This window comes from Kocuria soli (assembly GCF_003797835.1).
In the GTDB taxonomy this organism is placed as follows: Bacteria; Actinomycetota; Actinomycetes; order Actinomycetales; family Micrococcaceae; genus Kocuria; species Kocuria soli.
In genome coordinates this window covers 83,371-102,410 of sequence record NZ_RKMF01000011.1, presented here as the reverse complement: position 1 = coordinate 102,410, position 19,040 = coordinate 83,371, and the positions used below count along the sequence as shown (strand labels likewise).

Below are 19,040 nucleotides of genomic sequence, written 5' to 3'. Positions count from 1 at the left end.
CTTGACGCCGTCCCGCGGGTCACGTCACGGCGGACAGTCCTTTGACCATGGCCGCGAGGCCGCCGAGGCCGGCGATCACCAGGGCCAGGGTCCGCGCCTGGAGGGGATTGACCCTGCTTTCGAGCAGCGTTCCGAGGCCGACCCCGCCCAGGACCAGCCCGATGACCACGGGCACCAGCCACCACGGCGGGAGTTGGGGTTGCCCCGTGGCCCCGAGCACCGACTTGGTGAGCACGGAGAACAGGCCCATGGACATGAAGATGGGCTGCAACGTGGCCGCGAACGCCCGTTGATCCCACCGGGTCAGGCGCGCGGCGATCACCATCGCCGGAGCGGCCACACCCGCCGTCGTGTTGAGCATCCCTCCGATCAGACCCGTGACCGGAAGCGCGACCTTGGAGTCCAGGTGGGGCAGGCGCGGGGTCGTGACCGTGAGGACCAAGGCGATCAGCACCAGCAGCCCGATGCCGATCTGCAGCCAGGCGGTGGGCAACACCAGGACCAGCAGGGCTCCCAGGACCGCTCCAGGCAACGCCGTGGCGACGACGACCGCGGCCTTGCGCCACTGCACCCGGTCCCGAACGGAGAGCATGATGGTGAAGCCCGAGACCGTGGTGGTCGCGTTGGTCATGAGCACACCCGCGACCGGCCCCAGGATCAGCGAGAGGACCGGCGTCACCACCAGGCCAACGCCGGTGCCGGAGAGCCGTTGGAGGGTGGACCCGACGACGATCGCCAGGCTCGCCCACAGAGCGGGCGTGAGACTGAGATCAGTCATGCCGCGGCCGGGCCATGTCCACGGCGGATTCGGCCAAGGCCAGCCCCACGCCGTCGTACAGCTGGATCACGACGTCGGCCCCCTGTTCGCGGATCTCGCGCACCTGGTCGTCGTACTGGGCCACGGCGGCCACCACGCCGTCGAACCCGCTTTGGTGCAGGCGGCGGAGTGCTTCCAGGTTGGTGCCGTGGAACGGCATGGCCAGCACCGCGATGTTCACGTGCTCGCTCATCTTGAGGCGGTCCCAGAAATCCGGGTCCGTGGCATCCGCTTCTTCGACCAGATAGCCGTTGGCGGAAAGGGATTCCACGCGTTCGGCACTGCTTTCGACGCCCACCACTCCGTAGCCGAACTGGTCGCGTAGTTCCTCGTAGGCACTGCGACCGATGCGGCCCATGCCCAGCACCACGGCGGTGGCGCCGTCGAGGTCGATGGGGCGTTCGTGGACGTGGACCTTGTCCTCCGGCCACCGGGGCAGCACCCGACGTGCGATGGCCAGGACGGTGTCCCGACGGCGGCCCACCAGGGGCGCGACCACCATGCTCAGGGCCACCGCCACGGTGATCGCGATGAGCCAGGTTTCGGGCAGCATGCCGGCCTCCACGCCGACGGCCGTGACGATCAGCGCAAACTCCGAGTAGTTGCTCAGGGCGAGCCCCGCGAACACCGATGTGCGGCGCCGCAGGCGGTTCATGTGCAGCAACCAGATGTAACCGACGGACTGGGCCGGGAGCAGGAGCATCAACAGCGTGCCCACCAACAGTGCTTCACCCGTGACCACACCCGCGATGCCGATCGAGACGAAGAACGCCACCAGCAGGAGTTCCTTGAGACCCATGAGCAGCCGGGAGAGTTCGCCCGCGGCGGGGTGTCCGGCCATCAGGACGCCCACGATCAACGCACCCAGGTCGCCCTTGAGGCCCAGAGCCCCGAAGAGCGCGTACCCGGGCACCAGGGCCATGGCGACCCCGAACACCGCTTGCATCTCGCCGTGGGGCAGCACGTCCCAGACCTTGCGCAGAACCCAGATCAAGGCGGGTAGGAACACCAACAGGACGGCCCACGGAGAGGGCCAGTGACCGGAGGAAGCCGTGATGAACACGACGGCGGCGACGTCCTGAAGGATCAGGATGCCGATCGCGATCCGCCCGTAGTAGGACTGCGCCTCGGCGTGTTCGTCCAGGATCTTGACCACCAGGACGGTCGAGGAGAACGACAGCGCGAAGCCGATCAACGCCAGGGTCCCCACGTCCTGACCAACCAGCAGTGGCGCGCCGAACAACCCGAGCACCCACATGCCCAGCATGCCGATCGAAATGCTCAGGATCCCGTGCACCCCGGCGGTCTGCCAGACCTCACGGGAGAGCAAGGACCGGACGTCGAGCTTGAGGCCGATGCCGAACAGGAGCAGTGTCACGCCCAGATCGGCGGCGGTGTGCAGCCCGGGCAGCGGCTCGACGTCCAGGCCGTTGAGGATGAAGCCGGCGGCCAGGAATCCGATGAGCGGGGGGAGTCTGACCAGGACAGCCACGAGCCCGGCAAGGAAGATCACCGTCAGATAGACCGCCACGGCTCCCACGTGCTTGCTGACCCCCTTGACGCTCCACGTCTCCGACGTGCACAAAGGGCGGTTCACCCGCCCCGAGAACATCTGGAATCAGGGTAGCGGTGATCACACCGCCCCGTTGTGCCCCAAAGGGTAGACTCTCCGGCGGACCGCTGTGATTCCGACGGCGGATGTGATCGCCCGATCAGTGGTGGTCCACGCTCCTCGCAGTCGAACCCCGCCGGGCGCTGCGAATCCCGGTGCCGCACGACAGGCACCCACCCCATCGAAGAGAGACTTCACACGCATGAGCACTGCCCAGCGAACCGACCTCCGCAACGTCGCCATCGTGGCCCACGTGGACCACGGCAAGACCACCATCGTGGACGCGATGTTGCAGCAGACCAACGCGTTCTCCGCGCACGGTGAGGTCGAGGAACGCGTGATGGACTCGGGTGACCTGGAGAAGGAAAAGGGCATCACCATCCTGGCCAAGAACACCACGGTGTTCTACAACGGCCCCTCGGCCAACGGTGAGAACATCACCATCAACGTGATCGACACCCCCGGCCACGCCGACTTCGGTGGTGAGGTCGAACGCGGTCTGTCGATGGTCGACGGCGTCGTGCTGCTGGTGGATGCCTCCGAGGGACCGCTGCCGCAGACCCGTTTCGTGCTGCGCAAGGCCCTCGAGGCCAAGCTCCCCGTGATCCTGGTGGTCAACAAGATCGACCGCCCGGACGCCCGTTCCGAGGAGGTCGTGGGCGAGTCGATGGACCTGCTGCTCGGCCTTGCCTCCGACATCGCCGAGGACTACCCAGAGATGGACCTGGACGCCGTTCTGGACGTCCCCGTGGTCTACGCCTCCGGCAAGGCGGGCCGCGCCTCCACGGAGAACCCCGGGGACGGCAACCTGCCGGACAACGAGGACCTGGAGCCGCTGTTCAAGACGATCATCGAGCACATCCCCGCTCCCTCCTACGACGACGAAGGCGTGCTCCAGGCACACGTGACCAACCTGGACGCCTCCCCGTTCCTGGGCCGCCTGGCCCTGCTGCGCATCTTCAACGGCACCCTCAAGAAGGGGCAGACCGTTGCGTGGGCACGTTCCAACGGTGAGATGAAGAACGTCCGCATCTCCGAGCTGCTGGCCACCAAGGGCCTGGAGCGCGAACCCGCCGAATCGGCCGGGCCGGGCGAGATCGTCGCCGTCGCCGGCATCGAGGACATCACCATCGGTGAGACGCTCACGGACCCGGAGAACCCGGCCCCGTTGCCCCTGATCCACGTGGACGATCCCGCGATCTCCATGACCATCGGCATCAACACCTCCCCGCTGGCCGGTCGCGTCAAGGGCGCCAAGGTCACCGCGCGGCAGGTCAAGGACCGTCTGGACAAGGAGCTGGTAGGCAACGTGTCCCTGCGGGTCCTGCCGACTCAGCGTCCGGATGCTTGGGAGGTGCAGGGGCGCGGTGAGCTGGCCCTGGCGATTCTGGTGGAGCAGATGCGCCGTGAAGGTTTCGAGATCACCGCTGGCAAGCCGCAGGTCGTGACCAAGGAGGTCGACGGCAAGCTGCACGAGCCCGTGGAGCGTATGACCATCGACACCCCGGAGGAGTTCCTGGGCGCGATCACCCAGCTCATGGCCGCTCGCAAGGGCCGCATGGAGTCCATGACCAACCACGGCACCGGCTGGGTTCGCATGGAGTTCCAGGTGCCCTCCCGCGGTCTGATCGGTTTCCGCACCCGTTTCCTCACGGAGACCCGCGGCGCCGGCATCGCCTCCTCCTACTCGGACGGCTACGAGCCGTGGGCCGGGGAGATCGAGTACCGCACCAACGGTTCGCTGGTCGCCGACCGCGCCGGCGTGGCCACGCCGTTCGCCATGATCAACCTGCAGGAACGCGGCACGATCTTCGTGAAGCCCACGCAGGAGGTCTACGAAGGCATGATCGTGGGTGAGAACGCCCGTGCCGATGACATGGACGTCAACATCACCAAGGAGAAGAAGCTCACCAACATGCGCTCCTCCACGGCGGACAACTTCGAGAACCTGACCCCGCCCAAGATCCTCACCCTCGAGGAATCCTTGGAATTCGCCCGTGAGGACGAGTGCGTGGAGGTCACCCCGGAGGCGATCCGCATCCGCAAGGTGATCCTGGACGGCAACGAGCGCGTCAAGGCTGCTCGCCAGCGGGCACGTGCCTGAGCTTTCCCCCTCGGCCGACGCAACGCCGTCGTACCCACAGCAGGGTACGGCGGTGTTGCCGCATGCGCGGCGTTCCCTGCTGCCCGAGGGACAGGGAATCCACGGTGCGCGGGTGCTCTACGTCCACGCCCACCCCGACGACGAAACGGTGGTCACGGGTGCCTCGATCGCACAGCTGGCGCGCGGTGGGGCCGAGGTTCACCTGCTGACCATGACCCGTGGCGAACGGGGGGAGGTCATCCCGGAGCTGCTGCGGCACCTGGAGGTGGGGCAGCCGGCCAACAACGACGACGGCACCGCGTTGGGGGAGTACCGCATCCACGAACTGGCCGCGGCCTGTGCTGCGTTGGGTGTGCGCAACCAGGTGTTCGCGGGGCGGGCCCCGGCCATCGACCCGTCCGTCGGGTTGAGCAACGGGCGGGACCGGTATCTGGATTCCGGCATGTCCTGGGGGCCCGACGGCCGTGCCCGGGCGGCCGCGGACGTGTCGTCGGCCGCGCTCACGGCAGCGCCGGTGGAGGAGGCTGCGGCGCACGTCGCCGCGGCCATCCGCTCCCTCCGGCCCGCGGCCGTGGTGACTTACGACGACGACGGCGGCTACGGCCACCTGGACCATATCCGCACCGCGCAGGTGACCCTGCGGGCCGTGGAGCTGGCTCGCACCGCCGGGGCCGGTGGGGACGGCTGGAACGTGCCGCTGACCTGGGCGATCGAGGGCGAGTTCTCGTCCGAGGACAACCGGGTCCAGGCAGTGGTCGAAGCCGGACCCGCGGGCCTGGCCGCCAAGCGCGCCGCGCTGGAAGCCCACGAGACGCAGGTGACCCTGCCCGCGGATCCCGCCGATCTGACCTTCCGGTTCTCCAACGGGGTGCCGCAGAAGATCAGCGGCGTGGAGACGTTCCGGCTGCTGCGCGGAGACCCGGACGTGGTGCCTTCCTCGTCGGATGGAGCAGCCGGTTCTGCCGGACTTCCCGGTTCCGCCCGGGCCTCCCGCGCGGGTCGCCATCCACTGGAACAGGCCTCCCTGCCGGTGACCCTCACCGTTGCGGTTGTGGGTGGCCTGCTGGCGGGGATCCTGGGCACGGGGGTGCACGGGAACATCTGGCGTCCCGTGCAGGGCCTGACCATTCCGTGGGGTGTGGTGTTGGCACTGGCGTTGCTGACCAGCATGTCCGTGTGGGCGGGAACCACCACGCGCCGCATCTGGGCCGCCGCGGTGCCCGGGATGGTTGCCTACGTGGTCGCCTTCGTCCTGGCTTTCGGGCGCTCGGACTCCCCGCTGATCGTGATGACCACGGATTCGGCGATCGGCCTGGTCGGCTGGGCCTGGTTCGTCGGGATCCTGCTGTCCACCTTCGTGTCCGTGCTTGTGGTGGGCCGTTGGTGGCGCAGGCGCCGTCGCGAACACGTGCCCGCCGCGCCGAAACCGCAGTTCGATCGCCCCTGATGCCGACTGCGCAGTTTGATCGCCCCTGAACCGTTCAGGAGCGATCAAACTGCGCACTCGGCAGCGAAGCCGGCTCAGTCGCGGGGGCGTCGAGGCGGCGGGGGAGGAACACGCTTGGCCAGACGGACGGCCTCCCACGGGATCCTGACCTCACCCTGCCGGGTGTCCAGGACCAGAGGGTCCCCTTGACCGGGGTCATGGCCGCCGTCGTTGTCGGAGAGAAGGCTCGGAGACGAGACCGGAGCCACGATCGAGCCGATGGAGTCGGTGAACTTTTTCCCGGACGTGTTCCCGTCGGGAAGTGCCCAACGCACCGTGACGCGCGTTCCGACGGGGAGGGAGCGAAGCAGTGCGACGGCGGGTACGGAGGTGTTCACGCAGCCACGGTAGCCGGATGTTTCCTACATGACATTCCGTCTTGGGCCTCTTGGGCAACGCCGTAGGATGGTCCGGAACCAACCGTGAGAAAGGATCGCGAGCTTTATGACGTACGTGATCGCCCAGCCTTGTGTCGACGTCAAGGACAAGGCTTGTGTGGAAGAGTGCCCCGTCGATTGCATCTACGAAGGTGAGCGCTCGCTGTACATCCACCCGGATGAGTGCGTGGACTGCGGCGCTTGCGAACCCGTGTGCCCGGTGGAAGCCATCTACTACGAGGACGACACCCCCGAGGAATGGGCGGAGTACTACAAGTACAACGTCGAGTTCTTCGACGACCTCGGTTCGCCCGGCGGTGCCGCCAAGCTCGGCAACACGGGCAAGGACCACCCCGGTATCGCCGCGCTGCCGCCGCAGAACCAGGACTGACACGTGACGGATTCGCCGCGCGCCTTCGGCCTGTCCCTGCCCGAATACCCGTGGGAGGCCATGGCGCCTTACCGGCGTACCGCGCAGCAGCACCCGGACGGCGTGGTGGACCTTTCCATCGGTACGCCAGTCGACCCCACGCCGTTGGTGGTTCAGGACGCGTTGGCCGCCGCGGCGGACGCGCCCGGTTACCCGACGACGCACGGCACCGCCGCTCTGCGCGAGGCGATCGTTGGCTGGTGTGCCCGACGCCGCGGTGTGGCGGGGCTCAGCCCGGAGCAGGTCATGCCCACGGTCGGGTCGAAGGAACTGGTGGCCTGGTTGCCGCTGCTGCTCGGCCTGCGCGCCGGTGACGTGGTGGTTCGCCCCACGGTGGCTTATCCGACCTATGACATCGGCGCTCAGATCGCCGGTGCCGAGCACGTGGCGGCGGACGATCTGGACGAACTCGACGACGACGTGCGTTCGCGCGTGCGGTTGGTCTGGGTCAATTCGCCCGGGAACCCGACGGGCATCGTGCGCTCCGCCGAGTCGCTCAAGAAACTTGTGGACCAGGCCCGGGCGCTCGGCGCCGTCGTCGCCTCCGACGAGTGCTACGCCGAACTCGGCTGGGGTGACTGGGATGTCGAGCGCGGTGGGACGCGCGTGCCGTCCGTGCTGGACCCTGAGGTCAGCGGGGGAGACCTGTCCCTGCTGTTGAGCGCGTACTCGCTGTCCAAACAGTCCAACCTCGCCGGTTACCGGGCAGCCTTCCTGGCGGGTGACCCGGAGCTGATGAAGGATCTGGTCAACTCCCGCAAGCACGCAGGAATGATCGTGCCCGCGCCGGTCCAGGCCGCCATGCAGACGGCGCTGAACGACGACGCCCACGTTGCCGCTCAGAAGGCCCTCTACCGTGGCCGCCGGGAGCGACTGTTGCCTGCCCTGCAAAGTTTCGGCCTGGCGGTCGAGCACTCGGAGGCCGGGTTGTACCTCTGGTGCCGACCGACCGGTTCACAAGAGGACACGTGGAACACCGTGGGGCGGTTCGCCGACCTTGGCATCGTCGTGGGCCCCGGCGTGTTCTATGGTGACGCGGGCTCGGGATACGTGCGGGTGTCCCTGACCGGCTCCGACGAGCGGATCGACGCCGCGGTCCATCGGCTGAACGGCGCCTGAGGCCCGCTCGGACGATGCCCCAGGTCTGGCCCCGGACACGTTGGGACGGGGTTTCCGGCGCTGTCCGCCGTGGGCGCAGAATTGGCACGTTCCCAGGACAAGCGAGTAAGTTGGACTACAGCGATCCTGTGTCCTGAGGCACTCGTGTGACCGATACACCGTTGTGTCGGCCATCTCTCTCAGCACCGACGCCGAACTCACATCATGGGGAGCGCCGGAACCACGCACGACCTACAGGGTCAACGATCGACGAACTATCACCGCGGAGGACATTCATGAGCGAGTCTGCACATGACGCCAAGAACGTTCAGTTGAACTACGAGGGCGGAACCCTCGACCTGCCCGTTCTTGAGGCCACCGAAGGCAACAACGGCTACGGCGTCAGCTCGCTGCTCAAGGACACCGGCAACGTGGTGTTCGACCCCGGTTTTGTGAACACGGCCAACGCTCGTTCGGCCATCACCTACATCGACGGCGCCAACGGCATCTTGCGCTACCGGGGCTACCCGATCGAGGAGCTCGCGGAGAAGTCCAACTTCGTGGAGGTCGCCTACCTGCTGATCTACGGCGAGCTGCCGACTCCCGAGCAGTACCAGGACTTCGAGCATCGCATCACCACGCACACGATGGTGCATGAGGACCTCAAGATGTTCTTCAACGGGTTCCCGCGCTCGGCCCATCCCATGCCGGTGCTGTCCTCTGCGGTCTCCGCGCTGTCCACGTTCTACGCGGATTCGCTGGACCCGCACGACCCGCAGCAGGTGGAGATCTCCACCATCAGGCTTCTTGCCAAGGTGCCCACTCTCGCGGCTTACGCGTACAAGAAGTCCGTGGGGGAGCCCATGCTCTACCCCCACAACGAACTGAACTACTCCGAGAACTTCCTCCGCATGTGCTTCGGTGTACCGGCCGCCAATTACGAGGTGGACCCGGACATGGCCAAGGCCTTGGACATCCTGCTCATGCTGCACGCGGATCACGAGCAGAACTGCTCGACTTCGACCGTGCGCCTGGTCGGTTCCTCCGAGGCCAACATCTTTGCGTCCGTCTCCGCGGGTGTGAACGCCCTCTACGGCCCGCTGCACGGCGGCGCCAACGAAGCCGTGCTCAAGATGCTCGGCCAGATCCAGAACGAGGGCATGGACCCCGACACGTTCATGGAGAAGGTCAAGAACAAGGAGGACGGGGTCAAGCTCATGGGCTTCGGCCACCGCGTGTACAAGAGCTACGACCCCCGCGCCCAGATCATCAAGGGTTACGCCCACGACATTCTGGGCAAGCTCGGTGGCAACAACGAGATGCTGGACATTGCCCTGAAGCTCGAGGAAAAGGCTCTGGCGGACGACTACTTCGTGGAGCGCAAGCTCTACCCGAACGTCGACTTCTACACCGGCCTGATCTACAAGGCCATGGGCTTCCCGGAGCGCATGTTCACGGTCCTGTTCGCGATCGGTCGTCTGCCGGGCTGGATCGCCCAGTGGCGGGAGATGATCGAGGATCCGGAGACCAAGATCGGCCGCCCGCGCCAGCTCTACGTGGGCGAAGGCGAACGCCACTACCCCCAGCGCTGAGGCCCCGGCCCCACCTCACCCGCTGACTTCGGGGTTGTTCCGCCTATTCGACCGAATAGGCGGAACAACCCCGAAGTCAGCGCAGGGGGAGGGAGAGGATTCGGCTGTCAGCCCTCGTAGCCGTTGGGATTGTTCTTCTGCCAGTTCCAGTGGTCGCGGCACATGGTGTCCATGTCCCGGTCGGCGGACCAGCCCAGATCGGCCAGCGCAGCGGAGGCATCCGCGTAGGTCGTGGCGGCGTCGCCGGGGCGGCGGTCCACGATCTCGTACGGGATCTCCACACCGGAGGCCTTCTGGAACGCGTCGCGCACCTCCAGGACGGAGTACCCGTGCCCGGTGCCCAGGTTCCAGACCTTGAGCCCGCCGTTGGCGGCCAGCCAGTCCACGGCCTTGACGTGTCCGTCGGCCAGATCGACCACGTGGATGTAGTCACGCACACCGGTGCCGTCGGGAGTGGGGTAGTCGTTGCCGAAAACCCGCAGCTTCTCGCGCCGCCCCACGGCCACCTGGGCCACGAACGGCATCAGGTTGTTCGGGATGCCGCGCGGGTCCTCGCCGATGCGCCCCGATTCGTGCGCGCCCACCGGGTTGAAGTAACGCAAAAGCGCCACGTTCCAGCGGTCGTCGGCGGCGGCCAGATCGGTCAGGATGTCCTCGATCTGCTCCTTCGTGCGCCCGTACGGGTTGGTGGCGTCCTTGTCGACCTTCTCCGTCAGCGGCATGGTCTCCACCTCGCCGTACACGGTCGCGGAGGAGGAGAACACGATGGTGCGGCAGTCGTTGTCCTCCATGGCGTGCAGCAGGTTCAGCGTGCCCGCCACGTTGTTGGTGTAGTACCACAGCGGCTTCTCGGAGGACTCGCCCACGGCCTTCAGCCCGGCAAAGTGGATCACGGCCTCCGGCTTCCAGGTCTCGAAGACCCGGTTGAGCGCGGGGACGTCCAGGAGGTCGACCTGCTCGAACCCCAGGGTTTCCTTCCCCGCCAGCTCATGCACCCGCTCCAGGGAAGCCTGGGAGGAGTTGGCCAGGTTGTCCAGCACGACGACGTCGTGCCCGGCTTCGAGCAGGGACAACACGGTGTGCGAGCCGATGTATCCGGTCCCGCCGGTGACGAGAATTCGCATGAAACGCCTTTCTGTTGGTGTGGCTCGGAAGGTGGCGGACGATCCCCGTGCCCGCCGGCCGCCAGCCGATCAGTTCTTGTGCAGAGCCTCGTTGAGTTCCACGGTGCGTCCGGCGCGGGGGAGGACCTCCACAGCACCGGTCTGCGAGTTGCGGCGGAACAGCAGGTTCGCAATTCCAGAGAGGTCCACGGCCTTGACCACACGGGCGCCGTCGTTCTCCGTGCCGCCGTCGGGTCCGGTGGCCCCGTTGCCCAGGACGGTCACGCGCGTGCCGGCGGTGACGTAGAGGCCGGCCTCCACCACGCAGTCGTCCCCGAGTGAGATCCCCACGCCCGCGTTGGCGCCCAACAGGACGCGCTCGCCCAGCCGGATGCGCTGCTTGCCGCCCCCGGAGAGCGTGCCCATGATCGAGGCGCCGCCGCCGATGTCCGTGTGATCACCGATGACCACGCCGGCCGAGATGCGGCCCTCCACCATGGCGGAGCCCAGGGTCCCGGCATTGAAGTTCACGAAACCTTCGTGCATGACCGTCGTGCCCTCCGCCAGGTGCGCACCCAGACGGATCCGGTCCGCGTTGCCGATCCGCACACCGGTGGGCACGACGTAGTCGACCATGCGGGGGAACTTGTCCACGGACAGGACCGTGACGTTGCCGCTGGCCCGCAGTCGCAGGAGGGTGAACTGCAGTTCCTCCGCCAGGACCGGGCCGCGCGAGGTCCAGGCGACATTGGCCAGTAGCCCGAAGATCCCGTCCAGGTTCAGGGTGTTCGGCTGGACCAGGCGGTGGGAGAGCAGGTGGAGGCGGAGGTAGGCGTCGGCCGCGTCCTTGGGCGCCTCGTCCAGATCGATCACCCGTTCCAGGATTTCCGCGGTGACGTTGCGCTCGGCGTCGGGCACTGCGGCACCGCGCAGGTCGGCGTCCAGGGACGTGTCAGCCTCCCGGGCGAGGACCGGGTTCGGGTACCAGACGTCCAGGATCGTCCCGGCCTTGGGGCCCTCGGCGACAACCGTGGCCAGGCCCAGGCCGGCAGCGTAACGGGGGGCATCTGAATGTGTGGAAGTCATGGGGTCCATCCTACGGACAGCACCCGGTTAGGGTGGTCGGATGACGACCGCGCGCACGGTGCCACAAGTGCCCACACCTCCCGCCTTGGACTTGACGGCCGATCCGGCTGAGCTCACCGCAGCGTTGATCGACGTCGAATCCGTCTCCGGTAACGAGGGACCCTTGGCCGATGCCGTGGAGGCTGCCCTGAGGTCGTATCCGAATCTGCGCGTCCACCGCGACGGCGATGCGATCGTGGCCCGCACGGAGCTGGGCCGTTCGGAGCGGGTGGTGCTCGCGGGCCACCTGGACACCGTTCCGCTGCCGAGCGTTGAAGGCTCGCGGGGGACGGTGCCGTCGTCGTGGTCCGGAACCGACGCCGACGACGACCGGGTCCTGTGGGGGCGCGGGGCCACGGACATGAAGGGCGGCGTGGCGGTCCAACTGGCCCTGGCGGCTTCCCTGACCGAACCCAACCGCGATGTCACGTACGTCTTCTACGACCACGAGGAAGTGGACTCGGCCAAGTCGGGTCTGGCGCGGTTGTACCGCAATGCCCCGGAAATGTTGGAGGCGGATTTCGCGGTGCTGTTGGAACCGACCAACGGGACCGTGGAAGGCGGATGCAACGGGACGCTGCGGTTCACGATCGACCCCGCGGGGCTGGCCGCCCACTCAGGGCGTGCCTGGCGGGGCGAGAACGCCATCCACAAACTCGCCGACGTCCTGAGCGTCCTGGCCGAGTACGAGCCCCGGGAGATCGAGGTCGAGGGACTGGTCTACCGCGAAGGCCTCAACGCCATCCGCATCCAGGGCGGGGTTGCGGGCAACGTGATTCCCGACGCCGCCCGGGTCGAGATCAATTACCGATTCGCCCCCGACAAGTCCTTGGACCAGGCGCAGGAGCACTGCCGGGAGCTGTTCCCCGGACACGAACTGACCTTCGTGGACCTCTCACCGGCGGCGCGGCCGGGACTGGACCGTCCTTCCGCCGCGGCCTTCGTGGACGCCGTCGGGCAGGAACCGCAGCCCAAGTACGGGTGGACGGACGTGGCGCGGTTCTCCGAGAAGGGGGTCCCCGCCGTGAACTTCGGCCCCGGGGACGCCCTGCTGGCACACACCGACGACGAGCACGTCACCGCTGCAGCCATTCGGGACTGTCACCGGGCGCTGGAGAACTGGCTGACCGCCTGACCGCGGCCCTGGGAGTGAGGGAGGCTCTTCTGCCCGAGCAGTGCAGCGCGGGCAGGAGAGCGACTGGTCACCGAGCGGCCGGTGCCACGGCGGCGGGCGCGGGCGCGACCGTGGGTTTGGTGCGTCCCGAGGTCCGGTAGCTCAGGAACCCGGAGAGCCATTGGGCCAGGGAGGTCAGGGCGAAGTTGATGACCACGAAGATCACCGCGGCCATGAGCAGCGTTTGGAGAATGTTCCCGTCGCCCGAACCCAGCCGCCGGGCCGAGGCGAGCAATTCGGGGTACGTGATGATGTAGCCCAACGCGGTGTCCTTGAGGATCACCACGAACTGGCTCAGGAGCGACGGCAGCATGGCGGTCAAGGCCTGCGGCAGGAGAATGCTGCGCAACGTCTGGGACTCGGTGAGCCCCACGACCAGTCCGGCTTCACGTTGCCCCCTGGGCAGCCCGTGCACGCCCGAACGGATCAGTTCCGCGATCACGGAGCCGTTGTAGAACATGAGTGCCAGGACCACGGCCCAGAACGGGGTCTCCGTGGGTTGAACGATTCCAGTCCGTCCGATCCCCAGGTAGAAGAAGATCATCATGACCAGCACGGGGACCGCGCGGAAGAACTCGACCACCACAGTGGAGACGGCGCGGACCACGGCCAGGGAGGACAACCGCCCCACGCCGAAAACCAGCCCGAACACCACGGACAGCACCACGGCCAGGCCAGCGGCCTTCAACGTGGAGAGGATGCCGGGCAAGAAGAAGTTCTCCCAGGACCGTGCGGTGAACAGCTGCGTCCACTTGGTCGCCTCCAGCTGGCCCTGGTCCGCCAACTTGCCCAGGACCACCCAGGCCAGGGCTGCCACAAGAAGGAGCCCGACAACGTTCAGGACCAGGGTGATGACCCGGCCGCGCGGACCTTGGACGTCGAACAGGACGTTCTGAGCATTCGAAGCCATCAGCGCACCACCGCAAACTTCCGTGAGGCCCATGTGGTCAGCAGCCCCACCGGGACCACGATGAGCACGAAGCCCACAGCCACGGTCAGGAAGACTGCAATGATCACGTCGGGCCGGAACTCGATCATGGTCTTCATCAGGGCGGAGATCTCCGTCACGGAGGCCGCGGCGGCCACCGTGGTGTTCTTGGTCAGGGCGATCAGCGTGTTGCCCAGCGGGGTGATCGCACCGCGCAACGCCTGCGGGAAGATGATCATCCGTGCCGAGGGGAGGAACCCCAGACCGATCGCCCGGGCGGCTTCGGCCTGCCCGACGGGCACGGTGTTGACCCCGGAGCGGATGGCCTCGCACACGAACGCCGCGTGATACACCGTCAGGCCGATCACGGCGTAGCGGAAGAAGTTCTGGTTGAAGTCCGCGCTCAGATTGATCTGCAGCTGGCTCCACACACCGAGCACCAGGAAGACCAGGATGATGGTCAGCGGGGTGTTTCGGATCGTATTGACGTAGGCCGCTCCCATCCACCGCAGGGAGGCGATGGGCGATATGCGCATCAGCGCCAGGACGCTGCCCAGCACCATTGACCCGATCGCGGCGAAGAAGGTCAGTTTGATGTTGACCCAGAACGCGGCGGCCACGTCGAACTGTTGGAACAGACTCGCGAAGTCGGCGAAGTAACTACTCACGATGCCTCTCGAAGGCTGGAGGTGGTCAGGGACACCGGGTGTGCGCGGAACTTGCGGCCACGTCGCGGCCCGTGGTTCGAGGGACCTGAGGGTGCCGTGAGGTCCCGGCACCCTCAGGCGGGTCAGGAGGCGCAGGCCTCAGGCGTGGGCGGGTTGAGGTCCTTGTTGTAGGAGTAGTCAGCGCCCTCGGTGTTGGAGGTCACGGCTTCCTCCCACGCGCCGTCGTCGATCATCTTCTCGATCGCGGCGTTGATGTCCTCGCACTTGTCCGAGCCCTTGGGCAGGCCGACGCCGTACTTCTCCTCGGAGAAGGTGTTGCCGACCACGCGGAACTTGCCCTTGTTGGCATCCGTGGAGGCCAGACCGGCCAGGATGATGTCGTCGGTGGTCACGGCGTCCACGCCGCCGGAGCCGAGCATGGTCACGCAGTCCGCGTAGCCGCTCTGCTCCACCAGGTTGACCCCGGGGACCTCTTCCCGGACGTTCTCCGCGGAGGTGGAGCCGGTGACCGAGCACAGGTTCTTGCCGGCCAGGTCCTCGGGGCCCTTGATCGAATCGTCGTCGGAACGCACCAGCAGGTCCTGTCCGGCCACGAAGTACGGGCCAGCGAAGTCCACGGATTCCTTGCGCTCGTCCGTGATGGAGTAGGTCGCGAAGATCATGTCCACCTGGTTGTTGGAGAGCATGTTCTCGCGGTTGGCCGACGGGGACTCGACCCATTCGATCTGGTCCTCGGAGTAACCGAGTTCCTTGGCCACGTACTTGGCGACCTCGACGTCGAAGCCCGTGTACTCGCCACCATCGGCGTAACCCAGACCCGGCTGGTCGTACTTGATGCCGATGCGCAACGTGTCGCCGTCGCCACCGGCCTGATCGCCGCCACCACCGCCGCAGGCGGACAGCGTCAGGGCGGCCGCGGCTGCGATGGCGGCCACGCTGTAGAGCTTGTTCTTGTGGTGCATTGTTCTCCCGATCTCGAATGAGGGTGTGAGGGTTCCGGCGCCGCCGGGCGGCGCTGCCGGGTGAAGGATCGTTCGGGCCCCGACGACGACGTCGGGGACCTAGAGCGTCAGTGGTTCAGGATCTTGCTGAGGAAGTCCTTGGCTCGGTCGGACTGCGGGTTGGCGAAGAACTCCTCCGGGGTGTTCTGTTCGACGATCTGGCCGTCGGCCATGAACACCACGCGGTCCGCGGCGCGCCGGGCGAAGCCCATTTCGTGGGTCACGACGATCATCGTCATGCCCTGTTTGGCCAGCGTGGCCATGGTGTCCAGGACCTCGTTGATCATTTCCGGGTCCAAGGCGGAGGTGGGTTCGTCGAAGAGCATGACCTTGGGGCTCATGGCCAGGGCGCGGGCGATCGCCACGCGTTGCTGCTGACCACCCGAAAGCTGCGCGGGGAGCTTGTCCGCCTGGTTGTCAACGCCCACACGCTTGAGCAGTTCCATCGCGCGCTCTTTGGCTTCCGAGGAGGACTTCCCGCGGACCTTCATGGGACCGAGCGTGACGTTCTGCAACACGGAGCGGTGCGCGAACAGGTTGAAGGACTGGAAGACCATCCCGACGTCGGCCCGGAGTTTGGCAAGAGCCTTGCCCTCCTTGGGCAGCGGCTTCCCGTCGATTCGGATTTCCCCGTCGTCAATGGTCTCGAGCCGGTTGATCGTGCGGCACAGGGTGGACTTGCCGGAACCGGACGGGCCGATGATTACGACGACTTCGCCGCGGCGCACGTCCAGGTTGATGTCTTTGAGCACGTGCAGGCTGCCGTAGTGCTTGTTCACATTGGTGACCTGAACCAGGACCTCGCCGGTCTCAACGGCGATCGGGCTGGTGGCGGTGCTCACTGTCTCGTTGGGCATGAGAGAAAGATAGTGGAAAAAATCACATTGTGATGACGTTCACGTCTCCGAATTGTGAAATGGACCGACTCACGGTGCCGCGGCGGGTTCGGCGCGAAGGAGACCCTGTTTGGGAGGGGCCTGCCGCTACCGTGTAAACCATGACGTCGAACGGATCAGAGACTTCCCCATCAACCGGGTCCGGGGCATCGCGGGAGAGTCCCCGGCCCGACCGAAACAAGTTCCGACACAAGGGACCGATCATCCTTCGCGGACGGGAGCTGCAGCGCAGCACCTCCGATCAACGATTCCTCGAACCCGAGGTCGTGGCGGGCAGGGCCCCCGGGGACTTCACCCGAACAGATCCCTGGCGGGTGCTGCGGATCCAGTCCGAGTTCGTGGACGGGTTCGACACCCTGGCACGGTTGGGCCCGGCGATCTCCGTCTTCGGTTCGGCACGGATCCAGGAGTCCTCTGCCGAATACGCCATGGCCCGCGAGGTGGGGCAGGAACTCGGCAAGGCGGGCTACACGGTGATCACCGGCGGTGGGCCGGGCGTCATGGAGGCGGCCAACCGGGGCGCCCACGACGTGCAGGCCAGCTCCGTGGGACTGGGGATCGAGTTGCCGCACGAGCAGGGCATGAACCCCTACATCGACCTGGGCATCAACTTCCGCTACTTCTTCGTCCGCAAGACGATGTTCGCCAAGTACTCGCAGGGATTCATCGTGCTGCCGGGTGGATTCGGGACCATGGACGAACTCTTCGAGTCCCTCACCCTGGTGCAGACCGGCAAGATGACGCGGTTCCCGGTGGTTCTGATGGGTGGGAAGTTCTGGGCACCGCTGGTGGACTGGATCAAGGACAGCTTGGTACGTGAGGGCATGATCTCCCCTGAGGACCTGGACCTGTTGTACGTCACCGATTCGCCGAGCGAGGCGGTGACGGTCATGCGGGAAGCACACGAGCGTCGTAACGAAGAACTGCGGGCCAAGGCGCGACGAGCGGGTTCGGATTTCGACCCGGAGGAGTTCCTGGAAGGCGACGCCCCGTGAATCAGACCGCCCCCACTCGCGTCCACGTGTGGTTAGGGGCCGTAGGGGCGCGTGCCGCCGGGCTGTTCATGAGTGCACCGTGGTGGGCGCAGGCCCTGATCATCTGGTTGGCCTCCCGCCTCTGGGGTTTCGTGCTCTTCAGTGTGGTGGACCGCCAGGCACCGGATGGGCCCTGGGGTCAATCGCCCCTGGGGTACTCGTCCTTCGTCTCCATCTGGGACGGCCAGTGGTACGAGAAGGTTCACGACGCGGGATACCCCACCGAACTCCCGCGGAATGCGACGGGGACCGTGGCGGCCAACCAATGGGCGTTCTACCCGCTGTTTCCCATGGTGGTCCGGTTGATCACGGGGGCGACGGGCCTGCCCTGGGAGTTCGCCGGTCCGACGGTCGCTTTGGTTGCGGGATTCGCGGCTGCCCCGCTGATTCTCGGCCTGTTCCGGGAGTTCCTTGGCTCTCGTGACGCCCTGTGGGCGTTGGCCGTGGTCGCCTTCGGGCCGGCGTCGCCCGTGCTGCAGACCGCCTACGCGGAGTCACTGCACCTGGCACTGCTGGCCGCAGCCCTGTTATTGGTCCTGCGTGGACACTCCGTGGCCGCCGCGGGAACGATCCTGCTCATGTGCCTGACACGACCCGCCGGTGTCCCGTTCGCAGCGGCGTTGGGACTGACCTGGTTCATCAGGTCCGTCCTGAGGGTCGGAGGGGGACGCCCCGGGGGTCTCACCGGCTGGCTGCGGTTGCTCGACAAATGGTTCTGGTTGGCGCTGTGGTCCTGTGGCTGTGCGTTGTTGTGGCCGGCATTGGCGTGGTGGGCCACGGGTGAAGTTGGGGCCTACACGGACACGGAAACGGCCTGGCGCGGCACGTCTCTGGTGCCTTTTGAGCCGTGGCTGCGATTGGGGAACCGGTTCTTCGGGGTCGGCCTGGGTTGGCTGGCGGTCCTGGTGCTCGTGGGGCTGTTCGCCCTGATCGTGACCACCCGCGTGGTTCGGGAGACCTTGCCGTTGATCGCCTGGATGTGGGTGGTCTGCTATGCGGTATACCTGCTGGCCTTCCTGCACCCGCAGTCCTCGACCTTCCGGTTGCTCATTCCCGTCTTCGTGGTTGCGGCGCCGTTGGTCGCGGTCAGCGAATCCAAGGCCTACCGGTGGGGACTCGTGATCGTGGGGGCGCTGTTACAGCTTGTGTGGGTCGGTTACCTGTGGCAGTGGTCCCCGCTGCCCCAGGGCGGCGACTGGCCCCCGTGATTCGCTTTCCGCCGTCGTCCCCGCTCGCCACGGGGCCACGACGAACGGGCACCCGGGCTGTCTGCCCCGCCTCACCACCCCGGAGGGGAGGGGCTCGGTTCCGGTAAGATGACGGAGAACACCCTTCGATGACAGGAGAACAACCAATGGCGGCTATGAAGCCGAGGACTGGTGACGGTCCCATGGAGGTCACCAAGGAAGGCCGCAGCCTGATCATGCGAGTCCCGCTGGAAGGCGGTGGTCGCCTCGTCGTCGAGCTGAAGGCCGATGAAGCGGCAGAGCTCAAGGGATGCCTGGAAGGCGTCACCTCCTGATCGCAACCCCTTGATGCCATCGGCCCGAGGCCGGGATCAAGGTCCCGGTGGCCCGGACGACAAAGGCCCTCAC

The 19,040-nt window shown here is 66.7% G+C and carries 18 protein-coding genes; 9 read left to right on the top strand and 9 right to left on the bottom strand.

The annotated features are described in order from the left end of the window. Nucleotides 1–19: 19 nt before the first annotated feature. Complete coding sequence (locus tag EDL96_RS09385) at nt 20–778, bottom strand: sulfite exporter TauE/SafE family protein (protein WP_123825532.1); 759 nt, start codon at nt 776–778, stop codon at nt 20–22. Next, nucleotides 771–2,348: a cation:proton antiporter family protein gene (locus EDL96_RS09380; RefSeq protein WP_233568808.1), complete on the bottom strand. Its 1,578-nt coding sequence runs from the start codon at nt 2,346–2,348 to the stop codon at nt 771–773. The genes EDL96_RS09385 and EDL96_RS09380 overlap by 8 nt, the downstream gene beginning before the upstream one ends. A 283-nt stretch (nt 2,349–2,631) precedes the next feature. Between EDL96_RS09380 and typA the strand changes: the two genes are divergently transcribed. Both typA and EDL96_RS13460 read left to right on the top strand, forming a co-directional pair. Beyond that, the gene (gene typA / locus EDL96_RS09375; RefSeq protein WP_123825531.1) at nt 2,632–4,533 is read left to right on the top strand and encodes a translational GTPase TypA; all 1,902 of its coding nucleotides are present in this window, start codon (nt 2,632–2,634) and stop codon (nt 4,531–4,533) included. Further along, complete coding sequence (locus EDL96_RS13460) at nt 4,526–5,980, top strand: PIG-L family deacetylase (protein WP_233568807.1); 1,455 nt, start codon at nt 4,526–4,528, stop codon at nt 5,978–5,980. Before typA ends, EDL96_RS13460 begins: the two co-directional genes overlap by 8 nt. Nucleotides 5,981–6,054: 74 nt before the next feature. On the opposite strand, the gene EDL96_RS09365 is transcribed toward EDL96_RS13460, so the two are convergent. Further along, a complete protein-coding gene (locus EDL96_RS09365; RefSeq protein ID WP_123825530.1) occupies nt 6,055–6,357 on the bottom strand; it encodes a putative acetyltransferase in 303 nt (100 codons plus the stop codon). 106 nt (nt 6,358–6,463) lie between these two features. On the opposite strand from EDL96_RS09365, the gene fdxA reads away from it, so the two are divergent. From fdxA to EDL96_RS09350, 3 genes are all read left to right on the top strand, one after another. After that, entirely contained in the window at nt 6,464–6,787 is a 324-nt protein-coding gene (gene fdxA, locus EDL96_RS09360) for a ferredoxin (RefSeq protein WP_123825529.1), read from the top strand. Between the two features lie 3 nt (nt 6,788–6,790). Next, entirely contained in the window at nt 6,791–7,945 is a 1,155-nt protein-coding gene (dapC, locus tag EDL96_RS09355; protein WP_123825528.1) for a succinyldiaminopimelate transaminase, read from the top strand. A gap of 275 nt (nt 7,946–8,220) precedes the next feature. Beyond that, nucleotides 8,221–9,516 (top strand): citrate synthase, encoded by a 1,296-nt coding sequence (locus EDL96_RS09350; protein ID WP_123825527.1) that lies wholly within the window; start codon nt 8,221–8,223, stop codon nt 9,514–9,516. A gap of 107 nt (nt 9,517–9,623) precedes the next feature. Here EDL96_RS09350 and galE read toward each other — a convergent pair whose 3' ends face one another. Beyond that, nucleotides 9,624–10,640, bottom strand: a complete 1,017-nt coding sequence (galE, locus tag EDL96_RS09345) for a UDP-glucose 4-epimerase GalE (protein ID WP_123825526.1) — start codon at nt 10,638–10,640, stop codon at nt 9,624–9,626. Between the two features lie 69 nt (nt 10,641–10,709). Further along, nucleotides 10,710–11,705 (bottom strand): 2,3,4,5-tetrahydropyridine-2,6-dicarboxylate N-succinyltransferase, encoded by a 996-nt coding sequence (dapD, locus tag EDL96_RS09340; RefSeq protein WP_123825525.1) that lies wholly within the window; start codon nt 11,703–11,705, stop codon nt 10,710–10,712. A gap of 40 nt (nt 11,706–11,745) precedes the next feature. Between dapD and dapE the strand changes: the two genes are divergently transcribed. Then, entirely contained in the window at nt 11,746–12,879 is a 1,134-nt protein-coding gene (gene dapE / locus EDL96_RS09335) for a succinyl-diaminopimelate desuccinylase (protein WP_123825524.1), read from the top strand. 67 nt (nt 12,880–12,946) lie between these two features. Here the strand turns inward: dapE and EDL96_RS09330 are convergent, their stop codons facing one another. From EDL96_RS09330 to EDL96_RS09315, 4 genes are all read right to left on the bottom strand, one after another. Next, nucleotides 12,947–13,828 carry an amino acid ABC transporter permease gene (locus EDL96_RS09330; RefSeq protein ID WP_233568806.1) on the bottom strand — a complete coding sequence of 294 codons (882 nt, stop codon included), beginning with the start codon at nt 13,826–13,828 and terminating at the stop codon, nt 12,947–12,949. Beyond that, on the bottom strand, nt 13,828–14,514 hold the full coding sequence (locus EDL96_RS09325) for an amino acid ABC transporter permease (RefSeq protein ID WP_123825522.1): 687 nt from the start codon (nt 14,512–14,514) through the stop codon (nt 13,828–13,830). Before EDL96_RS09325 ends, EDL96_RS09330 begins: the two co-directional genes overlap by 1 nt. 122 nt (nt 14,515–14,636) lie before the next feature. After that, complete coding sequence (locus EDL96_RS09320; protein WP_123825521.1) at nt 14,637–15,476, bottom strand: glutamate ABC transporter substrate-binding protein; 840 nt, start codon at nt 15,474–15,476, stop codon at nt 14,637–14,639. A 107-nt stretch (nt 15,477–15,583) separates the two neighbouring features. Continuing rightward, complete coding sequence (locus tag EDL96_RS09315; protein ID WP_123825520.1) at nt 15,584–16,372, bottom strand: amino acid ABC transporter ATP-binding protein; 789 nt, start codon at nt 16,370–16,372, stop codon at nt 15,584–15,586. A 140-nt stretch (nt 16,373–16,512) separates the two neighbouring features. Here EDL96_RS09315 and EDL96_RS09310 point away from each other — a divergent pair, with 140 nt between their 5' ends. The 3 genes from EDL96_RS09310 (at nt 16,513) to EDL96_RS09300 (ending at nt 18,967) form a co-directional block, all read left to right on the top strand. Further along, on the top strand, nt 16,513–17,406 hold the full coding sequence (locus tag EDL96_RS09310) for an LOG family protein (RefSeq protein WP_123825519.1): 894 nt from the start codon (nt 16,513–16,515) through the stop codon (nt 17,404–17,406). After that, nucleotides 17,403–18,653, top strand: a complete 1,251-nt coding sequence (locus EDL96_RS09305; RefSeq protein WP_233568805.1) for a hypothetical protein — start codon at nt 17,403–17,405, stop codon at nt 18,651–18,653. The genes EDL96_RS09310 and EDL96_RS09305 overlap by 4 nt, the downstream gene beginning before the upstream one ends. A gap of 146 nt (nt 18,654–18,799) precedes the next feature. Then, nucleotides 18,800–18,967: a DUF3117 domain-containing protein gene (locus EDL96_RS09300; RefSeq protein WP_123825518.1), complete on the top strand. Its 168-nt coding sequence runs from the start codon at nt 18,800–18,802 to the stop codon at nt 18,965–18,967. Nucleotides 18,968–19,040: the final 73 nt, after the last annotated feature.

Excerpts from the sequence above, each read along its gene's own strand:
- EDL96_RS09385 (WP_123825532.1), bottom strand. The coding sequence starts at position 778 with ATGACTGATCTCAGTCTCACGCCCGCTCTGTGGGCGAGCCTGGCGATC.
- typA (WP_123825531.1), top strand. The coding sequence starts at position 2,632 with ATGAGCACTGCCCAGCGAACCGACCTCCGCAACGTCGCCATCGTGGCC.
- fdxA (WP_123825529.1), top strand. The coding sequence starts at position 6,464 with ATGACGTACGTGATCGCCCAGCCTTGTGTCGACGTCAAGGACAAGGCT.
- EDL96_RS09350 (WP_123825527.1), top strand. The coding sequence starts at position 8,221 with ATGAGCGAGTCTGCACATGACGCCAAGAACGTTCAGTTGAACTACGAG.
- galE (WP_123825526.1), bottom strand. The coding sequence starts at position 10,640 with ATGCGAATTCTCGTCACCGGCGGGACCGGATACATCGGCTCGCACACC.
- dapD (WP_123825525.1), bottom strand. The coding sequence starts at position 11,705 with ATGACTTCCACACATTCAGATGCCCCCCGTTACGCTGCCGGCCTGGGC.
- dapE (WP_123825524.1), top strand. The coding sequence starts at position 11,746 with ATGACGACCGCGCGCACGGTGCCACAAGTGCCCACACCTCCCGCCTTG.
- EDL96_RS09330 (WP_233568806.1), bottom strand. The coding sequence starts at position 13,828 with ATGGCTTCGAATGCTCAGAACGTCCTGTTCGACGTCCAAGGTCCGCGC.
- EDL96_RS09320 (WP_123825521.1), bottom strand. The coding sequence starts at position 15,476 with ATGCACCACAAGAACAAGCTCTACAGCGTGGCCGCCATCGCAGCCGCG.
- EDL96_RS09315 (WP_123825520.1), bottom strand. The coding sequence starts at position 16,372 with ATGCCCAACGAGACAGTGAGCACCGCCACCAGCCCGATCGCCGTTGAG.
- EDL96_RS09310 (WP_123825519.1), top strand. The coding sequence starts at position 16,513 with ATGACGTCGAACGGATCAGAGACTTCCCCATCAACCGGGTCCGGGGCA.
- EDL96_RS09300 (WP_123825518.1), top strand. The coding sequence starts at position 18,800 with ATGGCGGCTATGAAGCCGAGGACTGGTGACGGTCCCATGGAGGTCACC.